Source organism: Lysobacter sp. K5869, assembly GCF_018847975.1.
In the GTDB taxonomy this organism is placed as follows: Bacteria; Pseudomonadota; Gammaproteobacteria; order Xanthomonadales; family Xanthomonadaceae; genus Lysobacter.
The window spans coordinates 903,468-923,134 of record NZ_CP072597.1 but is presented as its reverse complement, the minus strand read 5'-3'; the positions used below and the strand labels follow the sequence as shown (position 1 = coordinate 923,134).

General features: G+C 70.0%; 6 protein-coding genes. 5 read left to right on the top strand and 1 reads right to left on the bottom strand.

The window, feature by feature from the left end; genetic code table 11:
* Positions 1-85: 85 nt before the first annotated feature.
* Positions 86-550, bottom strand: a complete 465-nt coding sequence (locus J5226_RS03930) for an Lrp/AsnC family transcriptional regulator (protein ID WP_215838558.1) — start codon at positions 548-550, stop codon at positions 86-88.
* A 124-nt stretch (positions 551-674) separates the two neighbouring features.
* Here J5226_RS03930 and J5226_RS03925 point away from each other — a divergent pair, with 124 nt between their 5' ends.
* The 5 genes from J5226_RS03925 (at position 675) to J5226_RS03905 (ending at position 19,639) form a co-directional block, all read left to right on the top strand.
* A complete protein-coding gene (locus J5226_RS03925; protein ID WP_215838557.1) occupies positions 675-1,409 on the top strand; it encodes an AzlC family ABC transporter permease in 735 nt (244 codons plus the stop codon).
* Positions 1,406-1,708 (top strand): AzlD family protein, encoded by a 303-nt coding sequence (locus J5226_RS03920; protein WP_215838556.1) that lies wholly within the window; start codon positions 1,406-1,408, stop codon positions 1,706-1,708. The genes J5226_RS03925 and J5226_RS03920 overlap by 4 nt, the downstream gene beginning before the upstream one ends.
* A 7-nt stretch (positions 1,709-1,715) precedes the next feature.
* Positions 1,716-2,501 carry an alpha/beta fold hydrolase gene (locus tag J5226_RS03915; protein ID WP_215838555.1) on the top strand — a complete coding sequence of 262 codons (786 nt, stop codon included), beginning with the start codon at positions 1,716-1,718 and terminating at the stop codon, positions 2,499-2,501.
* Between the two features lie 85 nt (positions 2,502-2,586).
* Entirely contained in the window at positions 2,587-2,901 is a 315-nt protein-coding gene (locus J5226_RS03910; protein WP_215838554.1) for an I78 family peptidase inhibitor, read from the top strand.
* 1,402 nt (positions 2,902-4,303) lie between these two features.
* Positions 4,304-19,639 carry a non-ribosomal peptide synthetase gene (locus tag J5226_RS03905; protein WP_215838553.1) on the top strand — a complete coding sequence of 5,112 codons (15,336 nt, stop codon included), beginning with the start codon at positions 4,304-4,306 and terminating at the stop codon, positions 19,637-19,639.
* The last annotated feature ends 28 nt before the right edge of the window (positions 19,640-19,667 follow it).

Below are 19,667 nucleotides of genomic sequence, written 5' to 3'. Positions count from 1 at the left end.
GGCCGTGCGGCCGCACCGGGCGCCGAGGCCGGCGCCCGGATCCGCGCCGCGCGCGATCGGCCCCGACGGCGCCGCGCGCCCGGCGCTACAGCGGCAACTGCGTCGACTGCTTGATCCGCTGCATCGGAATCTCGGTCTTGACGCTCTGGATGCCGGGAATGCGGTTGAGATGCTCGACCTGGAAGCGGCGGTACGCGTCCAGATCGGCGACCGCCACGCGCAGCAGGAAATCGCAGTCGCCGGCCATCAAATGGCATTCGGTGACCTCGGGAAACCCGCGCACGGCTTCGATGAAGCGCTCGACCGTGGCCTGATCCTGCCCCGCCAGCCACACCCGCGCGAACACGGTGAAGCCGGCGCCGATGCGGGCCGCGTCGAGCAGGGCGACGTAGCGCTCGATCACCCCGGATTCCTCCAGCAGCCGCACCCGGCGCAGGCAGGCCGAGGGCGACAGGCCGACCTCGCGCGCCAGCTCCAGGTTCTGCAGGCGCCCGTCGCGCTGCAGGGCGGCGAGGATGCGGCGGTCGGTCTTGTCGAGCGGGTTTGGCATCGGATTGCGCGAAATCGCCATTCGTCCGCCGATGATGCCACGAACGCCGGTTTCGGCCGCATCTTCGCAACCCGATTTCAAGGCGCGCGCCCTATGCTTTCTCGCCCGCACCGAGAAACGCCGCATGAGCGAGGCCTCCCCCTGTATCGACAGCGCCGCCCTGGCCGGCGCGCCCGAACGCCGCGGCGAATTCCGCCGCGGACTGACCGCCGCCGCGCCGGTGATGCTCGGCTTCGTCCCCTTCGCCTTGGTGCTCGGCGCGCAAGCGGCGCAGAAAGGGCTCAACCCGATCGAAGTGCCGCTGATGACCGGGCTCAACTTCGGCGGCGGCTCGGAATTCGCCGCGGTCGAGCTGTGGAGTTCGCCGCCGCATCTGCTGTTGATCGCGGCGATGACCGCGCTGATCAACAGCCGCCACCTGCTGATGGGCGCCGCGCTGGCGCCGTGGCTGCAGCGCTTGCCGCTGCGCAAGACGCTGCCGGCGCTGTTCTTCATGTGCGACGAGAGCTGGGCGCTGGGTCTGGCCGACGCGCAACGCCGCCGCGTCTTCAGCCTGCGCTATTACCTGGGCGTGTCGGCCGGCTTGTACCTGACCTGGATCGCCTGCACCGCGCTCGGCGCGGCCTTGGGGCCGTTGATCGGCGACGTGCGCGGCTACGGTTTCGACATGGCCTTCGCCGCGGTGTTCCTGGTGTTGCTGCGCGGGATGTGGAAGGGCTGGCGCGCGGCGCTGCCGTGGCTGGCCAGCCTGATCGCCGCCGCCGCCGTGCATTTGCTGGTGCCCGGCGCGTGGTACGTCGCCGCCGGCGCGATCGTGGGCCTGGCGGTCGCCGCGTGGCGCGCGGAGTCCGCGGCATGAGCGTGGATCCTCACACCGCCGCGACCATCGCCGCGATGGCGCTGGTCACCTACCTCACCCGCATCGGCGGCTATCTGGCGCTGCGCAACCGCGCGCTCGGCCCGCGCGCGGTTGCGGTGATGGACGCCGCGCCGGGTTGCGTGCTGATCGCGGTGATCGCGCCGGACTTCGTCTCCGGCCGTCCCGCCGACCTCGTCGCGCTGGCGATCACCGTGTTCGCCGCGACGCGATGGTCGATGTTGCCGACGGTCTTGATCGGCATCGCCTCGGCCGGCGTGTTGCGGCATCTGTTAGGTTGACGCGCGCATGTCGACATCCGTACCGCAAGACTTCTGGATCGCCGCGCCGCACGGCCGCCTGTTCGCGCAGCGTTGGCCCGGCCGCGACGACGCCGCGACCATCGTGCTGCTGCACGATTCGCTCGGCTGCGTCGAGTTGTGGCGCGACTTCCCGGCGCGATTGGCGGCGGCCAGCGGCCGCGTGGTGATCGCTTACGACCGCCTCGGTTTCGGCCGGTCCGATCCGCATCCGGGGCGGCTGGGGTTCGACTTCATCGCCGCGGAGGCGGACCAAGGCTTCGCGCAGGTGCGCGAGGCGTTCGCGCTGGAGCGCTTCGTCGTGTTCGGCCACAGCGTCGGCGGCGGCATGGCCGTGGGGTGCGCGGCGCGGCATCCGGCGCGGTGCGCCGCGCTGATCACCGAATCGGCGCAAGCCTTCGTCGAGGACCGCACCCGCGAGGGCATCCTCGCCGCGCGCGCCGCGTTCGCGCAGCCCGGCCAGGTCGAGCGCTTGAGCAAGTACCACGGCGACAAGGCGGCCTGGGTGCTCGGCGCATGGATCGACACATGGCTGGCGCCGGAGTTCGCCGAGTGGACGCTCGATGCGGAACTGGCGCGCACGACGAGTCCGACCCTGGCGATCCACGGCGAGCGCGACGAATACGGCAGCGTGCGCCATCCCGAACGCATCGCCGCGGGCGTGGCGGGGCCGGCGACGCTGAAGATCCTGCAAGACTGCGGCCACGTGCCGCATCGCGAGCGCGCGCAAGCGGTGCTCGATTTGGCGGCCGCGTGGTTGGCGAGCGTGGAGTGACCGATCGCGCGCGAGCCGCCGCGCCCAGTCGACAAGCCGCGGCATTGGAGGGACGATGCAGGCGTCCCTCCGCTGAGGTCGCACGATGAACGCCCAACGCCGCTCCGTTTTGTCCCGCGCCGCGATCGCCGTCGCGCTGACGCTCGCCGCCACGGCCTGCTCGCAGACCCAGACGCGTCCCGACCTCGCCGGCCGCGGACACTGCGACGCCGCCGCGCTGACCTGGGCGGTCGGCCAGCCGCTCGACGAAGCGACCGGGCGCAAGTTGTTCCAGCAAAGCGGCGCGGGCTTGTGGCGCGTGGTCGCGCCGGACAACACCTTCTCCAGCGACCGGCGCGAAGACCGGCTCAATGTGCGCGTCGACAAAGCCAACGTGGTGACGGGCGTCGACTGCGGTTGAGCGGCGCGCCGCGGCCGATGGCCGCCGCATCAACGCGCAGGCGAATCCGGCGGCGAGCCGGCGACGGCGTCCATCGGCTTGAATGAACTTTCGAAGCAGCCGCCGATGCCTTCGAGGCATCGGGCCGCGCAGCGCGCGAACCCGCGCCCGCGGCGGACCCAGGGTCTAAGGCGTGCGGACCTTCATCGGCTAAGAGCCGGACGGCCGAGCGTATACCTTATATAAGGTGCGAATTACGCCCACCGCCGCCGGCTTTTCGCCACACCGCGCGCGCCGTCGCATCCGCATCGCAACCGCGAACATCCTCTCTCGCGCCTCGCATCGTTCAATAGCGAAACAAAAATCGCCGACGGTGCGACCGACTTTCGCGCATCGCGCGCAATATCGAGTGTGCGTTTTCGCGTCGCCTTCGTGCACATCCTCGCCACTTGCGGTTGTCGAGGGATATCTGTGACGCAGCGACGATGCGCGCAAGTTTCGTCGCACTACGCATTTGTCCTTCGTCGCGAGGAGATTCCAGCGGCCATCGGACGCTAACGCCTATCACGAAGAATCTGTGTGGCGACTCGCACATTCAGTTAAGCGCCACCGTACAAATTGACAGGTGCGGTTATTGCTCGTAGACAAAGCGGCGTGAAGACGAAGTAGCTTTTGTTTGTAAGTTGATGCCGTTCACAACACACGCGTTGTGTTTCGAGCGGCTGCTACGGGCAACGAGGCCGCACCGCCGGGGGGCGAAAATGGACCGCACTGATCGCAAGGCGCGTAGGCGTCGAGCGTTGTCGCACGCGCCGAATTCATCGAATGCGCCGAACCTCGGTGGCCGGCTGCGTGGGCGCCGCGCTGGCGCTCGCCTCGTTCATCTGTCTTATGACCGGCGTCACGAATTCTGTCCTGAGGTCGCCGATTTCCGCGTACTTGTCGCCATGGGTCGCGAAACCGCGGCCGGATTCGGCGGTTCGACCGGCGCTCGCGCCTGCGACCGGACGCGGCGTTCGCGTGGCGATTTCCCGCCGACGCGGCGGATGCGTTCGCGCGCAACAGGTCGCAAGCAGCGCGACGCGAGTGGATCACGGTAGCGCTTAGCGCGCATCGCGACTTCGCGAATCACGGCCGACGGAGGCGACGCCCACAGGCGATCGCGGCCGGATGCGCCACTCAAAAATCGTACGGAATGCGTTGAAGGCTAAAGGATTTAGCAGTGAATACACGCGATCGGACTAGCGCACACGAGCGACTCGGCACGGCGCGGACGCAGGAGCGTCCCGACGTCGGCGCAGTCGGCGCGGAGCATGAACGTTACTTCCGCGCAACGCTCGGCGACGTAGACGAGCCGACCGCGCCGTTCGGATGGATCGGCGTTGCCGGTGCGCAACGCCGCATCGCGGGCGCGCAGCTCGCGTTGGATTCCGCGCTGAGCGAACGCTTGCGCGGCGCCGCGCAAGCGGCGGAGGTCGATGTCGCCGCGCTGGCGCATTTGGCTTGGGCCATGGTCGCGGCGCGTTCTAGCGCGCGCGACGATGTGGTGTTCGGCAGCGCCGCGCATGGCGAAGACGCCGCGTTCGCGAGCGTGCTGCCGTTGCGCATCCGCCTCGACGACGCCGACGCGCGCGAGGGCGCGCGCCGCGCGCACGAAGCGCTTTCGGAACTGGCGCGCCATGCGGATGCGTCGATGGATCTGGCGCAGCGATGCAGCGCGGTCGAAGCGCCGATGCCGTTGTTCACTTCGGTGTTGGACTATCGCCGCGCCGGCGAAGTCAGCGCCGAGCGCGCGCAAGACGACGCGCACGCTTTCGTTCTGACGATGGAAGAACGCGCCGACGGAAGTTTCGGCCTCGCTGCGTGGGCCGATCTCGCCGCGGCGACGCCGGAGCGCGTGTGCGCGATGCTGGCGACCGCGCTGGATGCGCTGACCACCGCGCTGGAACAGGCGCCGGACACCGCCTTGCACGCGCTCGAAGTGCTGCCACCGGACGAGCGCCGGCAGGTGTTGGAGACCTGGAATCGCGCCGAAGCCGAAGCGCCGGCGCCGCGCTGCGTGCAGGCGCTGTTCGAGGCGCAGGCCGCGCGCCGGCCCGACGCCGTCGCGGTCGTGCACGGCGGCGAAGCACTGAGCTATGCCGAACTCAATCGCCGCGCCAACCGTCTGGCCCATCGCCTGATCGCATCGGGCTTGCGGCCCGACGACCGCGTCGCGATCTATCTGGAACGCAGCGCGGCGATGGTCGTGGCGATCCTCGCCACGCTCAAGGCCGGCGGCGCTTACGTGCCGCTGGATCCGGCCTATCCCGTGGACCGTCTCGAATACATGCTCGGCGACGTCGCGCCGCACACCGTGCTGACCCAGGCCGCGTTGCGCGCCGGTTTGCCGGCGACCGCGGCGCAGGTGGTCGAACTCGGCGACGGCTCGGAACTCGACGGTTTCGACGACGCCAACCCGGATTCGGCGCAGCTCGGCCTGCGTCCGGACCATCTGGCGTACGTGATCTACACCTCCGGTTCCACCGGCCTGCCCAAGGGCGTGATGATCGAACATCGCAGCCTGACGACGCTGATCGCCGCGCTGGAGGAAGGCTACGCGCTGCGCGAGGACGACCGTCTGCTGCAGTTCGCCGCGCTGAGCTTCGACATGTCGGTGGAGGAATATTTCGGCGCCTTGTGCGCCGGCGCGACGCTGGTGCTGCGCGACGACGAATGGATCGCCGATCCGGCGACGTTCTGGCGCCACTGCGTCGAGCAGCGCATCAGCGTGCTGAATCTGCCGACCGCGTTCTGGCATCAGATCGCCGACGAACGCGGCGGCGACGTGCCGGCCGGCGTGCGCCAGATCATGATCGGCGGCGAGAAGGTCAACGCCGAGATGGTCGCGCGCTGGTTCCAGCGCGAAGGCCACCGTCCGCGCCTGATCAACGCCTACGGCCCGACCGAAGCCACGGTCGATGCGACCATGTGCGTGGTCGACGGCGATGCGTCGGCGCAGGCGTCCATCGGCGCGCCGATCCTGCACACCCGCATCTACCTGCTCGACCGTCATCTGCAGCCGGTGCCGGCCGGCGCGGTGGGCGAGTTGTACATCGGCGGCCCGCAGGTCGCGCGCGGTTATTTGAACCGCGCGCAGCTCACCGAAGAGCGCTTCCTCGCCGATCCGTTCGCCGCGGGCGGCCGCATGTACAAGACCGGCGACCTCGGTCGCTGGCGCGCCGATGGCGCCATCGACTACCTCGGCCGCAACGATTTCCAGGTCAAGATCCGCGGCTTCCGCATCGAACTGGGCGAGATCGAATCGCGCCTCGCGCAGTACCCCGGCGTGCGCGAAGCCGTGGTGGACGCGCGCGAATCGGCGGCGGGCGACAAGCGCCTGATCGGCTATGTCGAAGTCGAACCGGGAACGAGCATCGAGATCGAAGCGCTGCGCGCGCATCTGGCGCAGACGTTGCCGGCCTACATGGTGCCGGTCGCCTACGTGACGCTGGAGCGCATGCCGCTCACGGCCAACGGCAAGCTCGATCGCAAGGCCTTGCCGGAACCGGGCGCCGATGCGTACCCGGCGCGCGAGTTCGAGGCGCCGGTGGGCGAACTGGAAACCGCGCTGGCGCAGTTGTGGGCGCAGACGCTGAAGATCGAGCGCGTCGGCCGGCAAGATCATTTCTTCGAGCTCGGCGGCCATTCGCTGCTGGCGGTGACCTTGCTGTCGCGCATGCGCGGCGCCTTGGCGCTGGAGGTCTCGCTCAAGGACCTGTTCGCGCGTCCGGTGCTGGCCGATCTGGCCGCGCACCTGCACGGCCGCGCGCGCAACGAGCAGCGCGCGATCCCGCGCGCGCCGCGCGAGCAAGCGCTGCCGCTGTCCTACGCCCAGCAACGCCTGTGGTTCTTCGGCCAGCTCGACGGCGGCAGCGAGGCGTACCACATCCCGTGGGTCGCGCGCCTGAGCGGGCCGCTCGATGTCCCGGCGCTGCAACGCGCGCTCGACCGCATCGTCGTCCGCCACGAAGTGCTGCGCACGACGTTCGCGCGCGAAGACGGTCGCACCGTCCAGCGCATCGGCGCGCCGGAGCTCGGTTTCGACCTGCGCGTCGAAGACCTGCGCGGCGCCGCGGACGCGCAGGTGCAAGCGCGCCTCGACGGCGAAGTCGCGCCCGCTTTCGACCTGGAGCGCGGCCCGCTGGTGCGCGGCGCGCTGCTGCGCACCGGCGAGGACGAGCACGCGCTGGTCGTCGTCATGCACCACATCGTTTCCGACGGTTGGTCGATGGGCGTGCTGACCGAGGAACTGAGCGCGCTGTACGCGGCGTATTCGGCCGGCGGGGACGATCCGCTGCCGCCGTTGCCGATCCAGTACGCCGATTACGCCGTCTGGCAGCGCGACTGGCTCGAAGGCGAAGTGCTGGAGAAGCAGAGCGGCTATTGGCGCGACGCGCTGGCCGGCGCGCCGGCGCTGCTGGAACTGCCGACCGACCGTCCGCGCCCGGCGCAGCAATCCTTCGCCGGCGCCGCCGAACCCATCGAGTTCGACGAATCGCTGACCCGCGCGCTCAAGTTGCTCGCGCAGCGCCACGGCGCGACGCTCTACATGACCGTACTGGCCGCGTGGATGGCGACGCTGGCGTGGCTGACCGGGCAGGACGACGTCGTCGTCGGCACCGCGGTCGCCAACCGCATGCGCACCGAGGTCGAAGGCCTGATCGGCTTTTTCGTCAACACCCAGGCGCTGCGCGCCAAGGTCGGCGGCGATGTGGCGAAGTTCCTGCAGCAAGTGAAGGAACGGGTGCTGGAAGCGCAGGACCATCAAGACCTGCCGTTCGAGCGCGTGGTGGAGATCGTCAACCCGCAGCGCAGCCTCGCCTACGCGCCGATCTTCCAGGTGATGTTGGCCTGGCAGAACAACGACGAGGGCGAACTGATCCTGCCCGGGGTGAAGGTTGCGCCGGCCAAGGTCGCGCATACCACGGCCAAGTTCGACCTCGGCCTGGATCTGGCCGAGATCGACGGCCGCATCGTCGGCCATCTCGAATTCGCCACCGCGTTGTTCGACCGCGCCACCGCGCAGCGTTACGTCGGCTATCTGCGGCGCATGCTCGAAACCATGGCCGCCGACGAGCGCGCGGCGCTGGAACACGCGGATCTGCTCGGCGCGGACGAACGCCGCTTGCTGGTGAGCGAGTGGAACCGCACCGGCGACGAAGGCGCCGAAGCGGGCAGCAGCGCGTGCATCCATGAACTGTTCGAGATCCAGGCCGCGCGCGCGCCGGATGCGGTCGCGGTGACTTGGGAAGACCAGGAACTCAGCTACGCCGAACTCAACCGCCGCGCCAACCGGCTCGCCCATCATCTGATCGGCCTGGGCGTGCGCCCGGACGACCGCGTCGCGATCTGCGTCGAGCGCGGGCTGGAGATGGTCGTCGCGGTGCTGGCCGTGCTCAAGGCCGGCGGCGCCTACGTGCCGCTGGACCCGGTGTATCCGCCCGAGCGCATCGCCTACATGCTCGGCGACAGTACGCCGGTGGCGGTGCTGACCGACGCCGGCGCGCGCGCCGCGCTCGGCGATGCCGCCGATGCCTTGCCCGTGTTCGACCTGAGCGCGGACGCGGCGTTGTGGCGCGAATGCAGCGAATCCAACCCCGATGCCGCCGCGCTGGGCGTTAACGCGCGACATCTGGCCTACATCATCTACACCTCCGGCTCGACCGGCGCGCCCAAGGGCGTGATGATCGAACACGCCAACGTCGTGCGCCTGTTCGAGCGCACCGCGCATTGGTTCGACTTCGACGCGCGCGACGTGTGGACGCTGTTCCACTCGTTCGCGTTCGACTTCTCGGTCTGGGAAATCTGGGGCGCGCTGCTCTACGGCGGCCGGCTGGTGGTGGTGCCGTATCCGACCTCGCGCTCGCCCGACGAGTTCTACCGGCTGCTGTGCGAGCAGCGGGTCACCGTGCTCAACCAGACGCCGAGCGCGTTCAATCAGCTGATCGCCGCGCAATCGGTCAGCGAGCGCGAGCACCGCCTGCGCCAAGTCGTGTTCGGCGGCGAAGCGCTGGAGCTGCGCAGTCTGGCGCCGTGGTACCAGCGCAACGCGGCCGACGCGCCGCAGCTGGTCAATATGTACGGCATCACCGAAACCACGGTGCACGTGACCTATCACGCGTTGCAGCCGGAAGATTTGCAGCGCTATCAGGGCCGCAGCCCGATCGGCGCGCGCATTCCGGACCTGCGCACCTACATCCTCGATGCGCGCCGCCGGCCCGCGCCCATCGGCGCGACCGGCGAGCTCTACGTCGGCGGCGCCGGCGTGGCGCGCGGCTACCTCAACCGGCCGGAGCTGACCGAAGAGCGCTTCATCGCCGATCCGTTCGCGCCCGGCGAGCGTCTCTACAAGACCGGCGACCTCGGCCGCTGGCGCAGCGACGGCACCATCGAATACCTCGGCCGCAACGATTTCCAGGTCAAGATCCGCGGCTTCCGCATCGAGCTGGGCGAGATCGAAGCGCGGCTGGCGCAATACCCCGGCATGCAGGAAGTCGCGGTGCTCGCGCGCGAGGACCGGCTCGGCGACAAGCGGCTGGTGGCCTATTTCAGCGCCGCGGCCAGCGTCGATCTGGACGATCTGCGCCGCCATCTCGGCGAAACCCTGCCTGCGTACATGGTGCCGGCCGCTTACGTGGCGATGCCGCGCATGCCGTTGACCGCCAACGGCAAGCTCGACCGCAAGGCCTTGCCGGCGCCCGATGCCGGCGCCTATCCGGCGCGCGAGTACGAAGCGCCGGTCGGCGCGACGGAAACCGCGCTCGCGCAAATCTGGGCCGAAGTGCTCAAGCTCGAGCGGGTCGGCCGCAACGACAACTTCTTCGCGCTCGGCGGTCATTCGCTGCTGCTGATGACCTTGATCGAGCGCATGCGCCGGATCGGCCTGAAGGCCGACGTGCGCGTGTTGTTCGCCGCGCCGACCTTGCAGGCGCTGGCGCTGGAAGTCGGCGCCGAATCGCTGGCTCCGCAGATTCCGCCGAACCGGATTCCGGCCGGCTGCGAGCGCATCGAACCGCACATGCTGCCACTGGTGGCGCTGAGCCAGACCGAAATCGACGCCATCGCCGCCGGCGTGACGGGCGGCGCGGCCAACATCCAGGACATCTATCCGCTGGCGCCGCTGCAGGAAGGCTTCCTGTTCCATTACCTGCTGGAAAGCGAAGGCGACGTTTACCTCACCTGGACTTTGCTGGAAAGCGAGAGCCGCGAGCGGATCGAGCAGTACGCGCAAGCCTTGCAGCACGTGGTGGACCGCCACGACATCCTGCGCACCGCGGTGGTGTGGGACGGCCTGCCCGAGCCGGTGCAGGTGGTGTGGCGGCGGGCGCGGGTGGAGATCGAAGAGATCGAACTCGACCCGGACGCGGGCTCGATCGAAGACCAACTCGCCGAGCGCTTCGATCCGCGCCATTGCCGCATCGACATCCGCCAGGCGCCGATGTGGAAGCTGTTCGTGGCGCGCGACGAGCGCAACGGGCGCTGGGTGCTGGCCGAGTTGATCCATCACATGATCGACGACCACACCACGATCGAGTTCGTCAATCAAGAAATCCAGGCGCTGCTCGACGGCCGCGCCGATGCGCTCAAGCCGCCGAAACCGTTCCGCGATTTCGTCGCCCAGACCCGGTTGGGCCTGAGCCGCGACGAGCACGAAGCGTTCTTCCGCGAACTGCTCGGCGATGTCGACGAACCGACCGCGCCGTTCGGCCTGATCGACGTGCGCGGCGACGGCAACCGCATCGCCGAGGCCGATCACGACCTCGACCCGGCGCTGTGCGCGCGCTTGCGCGCCTGCGCGCGCACCGCCGAAGTCAGCCCCGCCGCGCTGTGCCATCTGGCTTGGGCGCTGGTGCTGGCGCGCGCCAGCGGGCGCGAGGACGTGGTGTTCGGCACAGTCATGCTCGGACGCATGCACGAAGGCGCCGAGCGCGGCATGGGCGTCTACATCAATACGCTGCCGCTGCGCGTGCGCATCGACGCCGACGGCGCGCGCGAGGGCGTGCGCCGCACCCACCGCCTGCTGACCGACCTGCTGCGCCACGAACACGCGCCGCTGAATCTGGCTCAGCGCTGCAGCGCGGTGCGCCCGCCGCTGCCGCTGTTCTCGTCGCTGATGAATTACCGCCACGACGTGCCGGCCGATCTGGACGGCGCGGTCGGCGATGCGCCCGTGCAGGCCTGGAACGGCATGCGCTTCCTGCGCGACGGCGAACGCACCAACTACCCGTTCGACCTGTCGATCAACGACCGGCTCGACGGCAGCTTCGATCTGCAGTTCCAGACCTCGGATCTTTCGATCTCGCCGCAGCGCGTCTGCGCGATGCTGGAGACCGCGCTGGAATCGCTGGCGACCGCGCTGGAACAGGCGCCGGACACTGCGCTGCACGCGCTGGACGTGCTGCCGCCGGACGAGCGCCGGCAGGTGCTGGAAGTCTGGAACCACGCCGAGATCGAACCGCCGACGCCGCGCTGCGTGCAGGCGCTGTTCGAGGCGCAGGCCGCGCGCCGGCCCGACGCGGTCGCGGTCGTGCACGGCCACGAGGAGATCGGTTACGCCGAACTCAATCGCCGCGCCAATCGTCTGGCGCACCGATTGATCGCCTCGGGCCTCAAGCCCGACGACCGCGTCGCGATCTATATGGAACGCAGCGCGGCGATGGTCGTGGCGATCCTCGCCACGCTCAAGGCCGGCGGCGCTTACGTGCCGTTGGATCCGGCCTATCCGGCAGACCGTCTCGAATACATGCTCGGCGATGTCGCGCCGCACACCGTGCTGACGCAGCGCGCGCTGCGCGACGCGCTGCCGGTCACCACCGCGCAAGCGATCGAACTCGACGGCGCCGACGCCGGCGCGGGCTTCGACGAAACCAATCCCGATCCGGCCGCGCTGGGCCTGCGCCCCGATCATCTGGCTTACGTGATCTACACCTCCGGCTCCACCGGCCTGCCCAAGGGCGTGATGATCGAACATCGCAGCCTGGCCGCGCTGGTGCACGCGCTGGAACAGACCTACGCGGTGCGCGAAGACGACCGCTTGCTGCAGTTCGCCGCGCTGAGCTTCGACATGTCGGTGGAGGAATACTTCAGCGCGCTGTGCGCCGGCGCGGCGCTGGTGCTGCGCGACGACGAATGGATCGCCGATCCGGCCACGTTCTGGCGCCATTGCGCCGAACAGCGCGTCAGCATCCTCAATCTGCCGACCGCGTTCTGGCATCAGATCGCCGACGAGCGCGGCGGCGACGTGCCGGCCGGCGTGCGTCAGATCATGATCGGCGGCGAGAAGGTCAACGCCGAGATGGTCGCGCGCTGGTTCCAGCGCCGCGGCCACCGGCCGAAGCTGATCAACGGCTACGGCCCGACCGAGGCGACGGTGGACGCGACCATGTGCACGGTCGAAGCCGATCCCGCGACGCAAACCTCCATCGGCCCGCCGATTCCGCACACCCGCGTCTATGTGCTCGACCGGCATTTGCAGCCGGTGCCGGCCGGCGCCGTGGGCGAGTTGTATATCGGCGGCCCGCAGGTCGCGCGCGGCTATTTGAACCGCCCCGAGCTGACCGAAGAGCGCTTCCTGCCCGACCGCTTCGCCGCGGGCGGCCGCATGTACAAGACCGGCGACCTCGGCCGCTGGCGCGCCGACGGCGCCATCGATTACCTCGGCCGCAACGATTTCCAGGTCAAGATCCGCGGCTTCCGCATCGAGCTCGGCGAAATCGAATCGCGCCTCGCGCAGTACCCCGGCGTGCGCGAAGCCGTCGTGGAAGCGCGCGAAGCCGCCGCGGGCGACAAGCGCCTGGTCGGTTACGTCGAAGTCGAGCCGGGCGCGGCGGTCGATACCGAAGCGCTGCGCGCGCATCTGGCGCAGACGCTGCCGGCTTACATGGTGCCGGTCGCCTACGTGACGCTGGAGCGCATGCCGCTCACGGCCAACGGCAAGCTCAACCGCAAGGCGCTGCCGGCGCCCGAGGCCGACGCGTACCCGACGCGCGAGTTCGAGGCCCCGGTGGGCGAGTTGGAAACCGCGCTGGCGCAGCTGTGGGCGCAGACGCTCAAGATCGAGCGCATCGGCCGCCGCGATCATTTCTTCGAGCTCGGCGGCCACTCGCTGCTCGCGGTGACCTTGCTCTCGCGCATGCGCGGCGCGCTGGCGCTGGAGGTGTCGCTCAAGGATTTGTTCGCGCATCCGGTGCTGGCCGATTTGGCCGCGCACCTGCACGGCCGCGCGCGCAGCGAACAGCGCGCGATCGCGCCGGTGGCGCGCGACGTGGCGCTGCCGCTGTCGCACGCGCAGCAGCGCCTGTGGTTCCTCGGTCAGCTGGACGGCGCGAGCGAGGCCTATCACATGCCGATGGCGCTGCGCTTGCGCGGCGAACTCGACATCGACGCGCTGCGCCGCGCGTTGGACCGCATCGTCGCCCGCCACGAAGTGCTGCGCACCGCCTTCGAGCGCGAGGACGGGCGCACCGTGCAGCGCATCGCCGACCCCGACATCGGCTTGTCGCTGAGCGCGCACGACCTGCGCGGCGCCGATGCGCGGGCCTTGGACGCGCGCTTGGAAGACGAAGCCGCGCGAGCCTTCGATCTGGCCCGCGGCCCGCTGGTGCGCGGCCAGCTGCTGCGCACCGCCGACGACGAGCACGTGCTGGCGATCACCATGCACCACATCGTCTCCGACGGTTGGTCGATGGCGATCTTCGCCGAGGAACTGAGCGCGCTGTACGCCGCGTACCGTTCCGGTGAAGACGACCCGCTGCCGCCGTTGCCGATCCAATACGCCGATTACGCGGTCTGGCAGCGCCAGTGGCTCAGCGGCGAAGTGCTGGCGAAGCAAAGCGATTACTGGCGCGACGCGCTCGCCGGTGCGCCGGCGCTGCTGGAACTGCCGACCGACCGCCCGCGTCCGGCGCAGCAGTCGTTCGTCGGCGACGCGGTGCCGGTCGAACTCGACCCCGCGCTGACCGCCGCGCTGCGCAAGCTCGCCCAGCGCCACGGCACGACCTTGTTCATGACCGTGCTGGCCGCGTGGACCGCCGTGCTCGCGCGTCTGTCCGGTCAGGACGACATCGTCGTCGGCACCGCGGTCGCCAACCGAACGCGGCCGGAGATCGAGCCGCTGATCGGTTTCTTCGTCAACACTCAGGCGATCCGCGTGCGCATCGGCGCCGGCGCCGAATCGGCTGCCGAGTTGCTGGCGCAGGTCAAGGCGCGCGTGCTCGAAGCGCAGGACCATCAGGATCTGCCGTTCGAGCAAGTGGTCGAGATCGTCAACCCGGCGCGCAATTTCGCCCACGCGCCGATCTTCCAGGTGATGCTGGCCTGGCAGAACCTCGATGAAGGCGAACTGCGCTTGCCGGGCTTGGACGTGTCCGAGATCGAGGCGGCGTACCGCATCGCCAAGTTCGATTTCGGCCTGGACCTGAGCGAAGTCGGCGACCGTGTGGTCGGCCAGCTCGAATACGCCAGCGCACTGTTCGATCGCGCCAGCGTCGAGCGCCATCTCGGCTATCTGCGGCGCACGCTCGAAGCGATGGTCGCCGACGAGAATCTAGCCGTCTCCTCCATCGGCTTGGTCGGCGCGGACGAACGCGCGCGGCTGCTCGCGCTCGGCGACGGCGGCGCAGCGCGAAGCGATCTGCTGCCGGGCTTCGCCGATCTGTATTCGCCGGTGCTGGCGCAAGCGCGGCGGACCCCCGACGCGGTCGCCGCCATCGAACCCGGCCGCGCCATCGATTACCGCGAACTCAGCGAACGCGCACACGGCGTGGCGTGGCGCCTGCGCGAACTCGGCGTGCGGCCGCGCGAGCGCGTGGCGCTGCTCGCCGACCGCTCCATCGATTCGCTGATCGGCGCGCTCGGCATCCTCGCCGCGGGCGCGGCGTACGTGCCGGTCGATCCGGGCTACCCGGCCGAGCGCATCGCGTACGTGCTGGGCGATGCCGAGGCGACTGCGCTGCTATACGCCGACGAGCGTTACGCCGAACCGGCGCGGCAAGCCGCGCAGGCGTTGCACGGGCGCGCGTTCGCCGTCGCCGATACCGCCCCGCGCGCCGACGCGCCGGCGCTCGACATCGGCGGCGACGACACCGCGTACGTCATCTACACCTCGGGTTCGACCGGCCTGCCCAAGGGCGTGGTCGTGCCGCACCGCGGCGCGCTCAATCTGGTGCGCGGCTTCATCGCCGGTCACGATTTCGCCGGCCAGCGCTTGCTGATGATCCCGCCGCTGGTGTTCGACGCCTCGGTCGGCGACGTGTTCCCGGCCTTGTCGGTCGGCGCCGCGCTGGTGTTGCATCCTTCGCCGACGGATCTGGACGCGCGCGAACTGCAGCGCTTCTGCGCCGAACACCGCATCGGCGCCATCGACGCGCCGGCCGCGCTGTGGCGGCGCTGGACCGACGGCCTGATCGAACTGCGCGGCGCCGGCACCGAGCCGGTGCTGCCCGACCTGCGCCTGATGATGTTCGGCGGCGAGAGCGTGCCGATGGAGCTGGTGCGCCGCTTCAGCGCGCTCACCGGCGGCCGGGTCGCGCTGAGCAATCACTACGGCCCGACCGAAGCCTCGGTCTGCGCCACCATGTTGACCACCTACGACGGCAGCGACGTGCACGGCGGCGACGCCGCGGGCGCGGAACTGCCCATCGGCCGGCCGTTGCCGGGCGTGCGCGTCTATTTGCTCGACGATGGCCTGGGACTGATGCCGTCCGGCGCGGCCGGCGAACTGTGCATCGGCGGACTCGGCGTGGCCGACGGCTATCAAGGCGGTTCCGACAAGAACGCGCAGCGCTTCCTTGCCGATCCGTTCGCCGACGCGCCGAATGCGCGGCTGTACCGCACGGGCGATCGAGCGCGCTGGAACGCCGACGGCAGCCTGCAGTTCCTCGGCCGCGGCGATTTCCAGGTCAAGATCCGCGGTTTCCGCATCGAACTCGGCGAAATCGAAGCGCGATTGGCCGAATGCCCGGGCTGCGCCGAAGTCGCGGTGCTGGCGCGCGAGGACCGGCCGGGCGACAAGCGCCTGGTCGCCTACGTGCGCGCCGCCGCCGAAGCGCGGATCGGGATCGAAGACCTGCGCGCCTACCTGAGCGCGACGCTGCCGGAGTACATGGTGCCGGCGGCTTACGTCGTGCTCGAACGCATGCCGCTGACGGTAAACGGCAAGATCGACCGCAAGGCGCTGCCGGCGCCGCAGGCCGATGCTTATGTCGCGCGGCCCTACCTCGAGCCGGTCGGCGCGACCGAAACCGCGCTGGCGCAGTTGTGGGCGCAGGTGCTCAAGCTCGACCGGGTCGGCCGCAACGACAACTTCTTCGAGCTCGGCGGCCACTCGCTGCTGGCGGTGAGCCTGATCGAACGCATGCGCGCGGCCGGCTTGGACGTGGACGTGCGTGCGTTGTTCGCTGCGCCGACGTTGCAAGCGTTGGCGAGCGCGATCGACGAAGCCGGCGGCACGGCGAGCGACGCCGCGGCGGTGCCGGACAACGGCATCCCCGACGGCTGCGACGCCATCGATCCGTCGATGCTGCCGCTGGTGTCGCTGAGCCAAGCCGACATCGACCGCATCGTCGCCGGCGTGCCCGGCGGCGCGGCCAACGTCCAGGACATCTATCCGCTGGCGCCGCTGCAGGAAAGCCTGTTGTTCCATCACGCGCTCGGCGGCCGCGGCGACGTGTTCCTGTCGCCGACCCTCTACGCCGTGCAGCGGCGCGAGGACTTCGACCGCTACGTCGACGCCGTGCAGACGGTGATCGAGCGCCACGACGTGCTGCGCACCGCGTTGGTCTGGGAAGGCCTGTCCGAACCAGTGCAGGTGGTATGGCGGCGCGCGCCGCTGGTGGTCGAGGAGATCGAACTGGATCCGGCCGACGGCGACATCGCCGAACAGCTGCGCGAGCGCTTCGATCCGGTGCGTTACCGCCTGGACCTGCGCAAGGCGCCGGCATGGCGCTGGTTCGTCGCCCGCGACGAACGCAACGGCCGCTGGGTCGCGCTGGAGCTGATGCATCACACCACCAGCGATCACACCTCGCTGCAGCTGGTGCAGGAGGAAGTCGCGGCGATCCTCGCCGGCCGCGGCGATGGCTTGCCGGAGCCGGTGCCGTTCCGCCGCTTCATTGCGCGCACCCGCCGCGCGGGCGAGCGCGCCGGCCACGAAGCGTATTTCCGCGAAATGCTCGGCGACATCGATGCGACGACCGTGCCGTTCGGCTTGCTCGACACTCACGGCGACGGTGCGCGCATCGTCGAAGCCGAGTTCGATCTCGACGACGCGCTCGGCCGGCGCCTGCGCGCGGCCGCGCGCGCCGCGGGCGTCGCGCCGGCGACGCTGTGCCATCTGGCTTGGGCGCTGCTGCTGGCGAGGGTGTGCGACCGTCGAGACGTGGTGTTCGGCACGGTGATGTTCGGTCGGCTGAGCGCCGGCGACGGCGCCGACCGCGCGATGGGGCCGTTCATCAACACTGTGCCGTTGCGCCTGCGCATCGACGGCGCGTCGGTGAGCGAGGGCGTGCGCCTGACGCACGAGCGTCTGACCGAACTGCTGCGTCACGAACACGCGCCGATCGCTCTGGCCCAGAGCTGCAGCGCGGTGCCTTCGCCGCAGCCGCTGTTCACTTCGTTGTTGAATTACCGCTATCAAACCGCGCAGGCCGGCGGCGCGGACGAGTCCGTCGTCGGCGGGCTGCGCATGCTGGCCGGATCGGAGCGCACCAACTATCCCCTGACCGTGTCGGTGGACGATTCCGACGACGGGCGGCTGGGCTTCAGCGTGCAGGCCGAGGCCTCGGCCGATGCGCGCCGGATCGGTGCGTTGTACGAAACCGCGTTGACGGTGCTGGCGCAAGCCTTGGAGCAAGCGCCGGACACGCCGCTCGACCGTCTGGACGTGGTGCCGGCGAGCGAAAACGAGCGCGTGTTGGCGCTCAGCGCTGGCGAACGCGTCGACTATCCGACGCAGGCTTGCCTGCACGAGTCGTTCCAGGCGCAGGCCGCGCGCACGCCCGATGCGCCGGCGCTGTCGCACGCCGGCGAGCGGCTCAGCTACGCCGAACTCAACCGTCGCGCCAACCGGCTCGCGCACCGCTTGATTGCGCTGGGTGTGAAGCCTGACATGCGCGTCGGCTTGTGTTTGCCGCGCGGCCCCGAGTCGGTGATCGCGGCGTTGGCGGTGCTCAAGGCCGGCGGCGCCTACGTCGCGCTCGATCCGGCTTACCCGCGCGAGCGCTTGGCCTGGATGCTCGAGGACAGCGCCGCGCGGGCGGTGATCGGTTCGGCCGACACCCGCGCCGCGTTGCCCGAGACGATGAGCGCCGCGTGGCTCACGCCGGACGATGCCGGCGAGGCGCCGGAGCACGATCCCGATGGCGCCGCGCTCGGCCTGAACTCCGCGCACCTCGCCTATTTGATCTACACCTCCGGTTCCACCGGCGCGCCCAAGGGCGTGATGATCGAACACCGCAACGCGGTCAACTTCCTGAGTTGGGCGGCGGGCGAATTCGGTGCGGACGCCTTGGCGCGCACGCTGTTCTCGACCTCGATGAACTTCGACTTGTCGGTATTCGAGTGCTTCGCCCCGCTCAGCGTGGGCGGCTGCGTGGAAATCGTCGCCGACGCGTTGGCGCTGCGGCCGGACACGCCGGCGGGCTTGCTCAACACCGTGCCCTCGGCGCTGCAAGCGTGGCTGGAGACCGGCGCCATCGGTTCCGACGCGCGCAGCGTGAACGTCGCCGGCGAAACCTTGACGCGCGAACTGGCCGAACGCTTGTTCGCGCAGACCTCGGTCGAGCGGCTGCGCAATCTGTACGGGCCGAGCGAAACCACGACCTACTCGACCTGGGCGACGATGGACCGGGCCAGCGGCTTCGCGCCGCACATCGGCCGGCCCATCGCCAACACCCGCGTCTACGTGCTCGACGCGCGCGGCCGCCTGGCGCCGCAAGGCGCGGTCGGCGAGATCTGCATCGCCGGCGCCGGCGTGGCGCGCGGTTATCTGGGACAGCCGGCGCTGACCGCCGAACGCTTCATCGACGACCCGTTCGTGCCGGGCGAGCGCATGTACAAGACCGGCGACCTCGGCCGCTGGCGCGACGACGGCATGCTGGAGTTCCATGGCCGCGGCGATGCGCAGATCAAGCTGCGCGGCTTCCGCATCGAGCCGGGCGAAATCGAAACGCGCTTGCTGGCGCAAGCCGGCGTGCACGAAGCGCTGGCGACGCTGCGCGAGGACGCGCCGGGCGATCGGCGTTTGGTCGCCTACTTCGTCGGCGAGGCCGACATCGAAGCGTTGCGCGCGACTTTGAGCGCGGCTTTGCCCGCGTACTTGCTGCCGTCCGCGTTCGTGCGGCTGGAACGCTTGCCGCGCACCGCCAACGGCAAGCTCGACCGCGCGGCGTTGCCCGCGCCGGACGCGCAGGCCTACGCGGCGCGCGCGTACGAGGCGCCGCAAGGCGCGACCGAACTCGCGCTGGCGCGGATCTGGGAACGAGTGCTGGGACACGAACGCGTCGGCCGCGACGACGATTTCTTCGCCCTCGGCGGCAATTCGTTGCTGGCGATGCGCATGCTCAGCCACGCGCACCGCGACGGCATCGCGCTGGCCTTGGCCGACGTGTTCTGCCGGCCGAGTTTGGCCGGCCTCGCCGCGAGCGTGCGCCTTCCCGCTCCGGCGCCGGCGCCCGAACCCAGCGACCGCTCGAACGAAGCGATGGAGTTGCCGCTATGACCCCGACTCCGCCGTCCCTCGCGCAAGG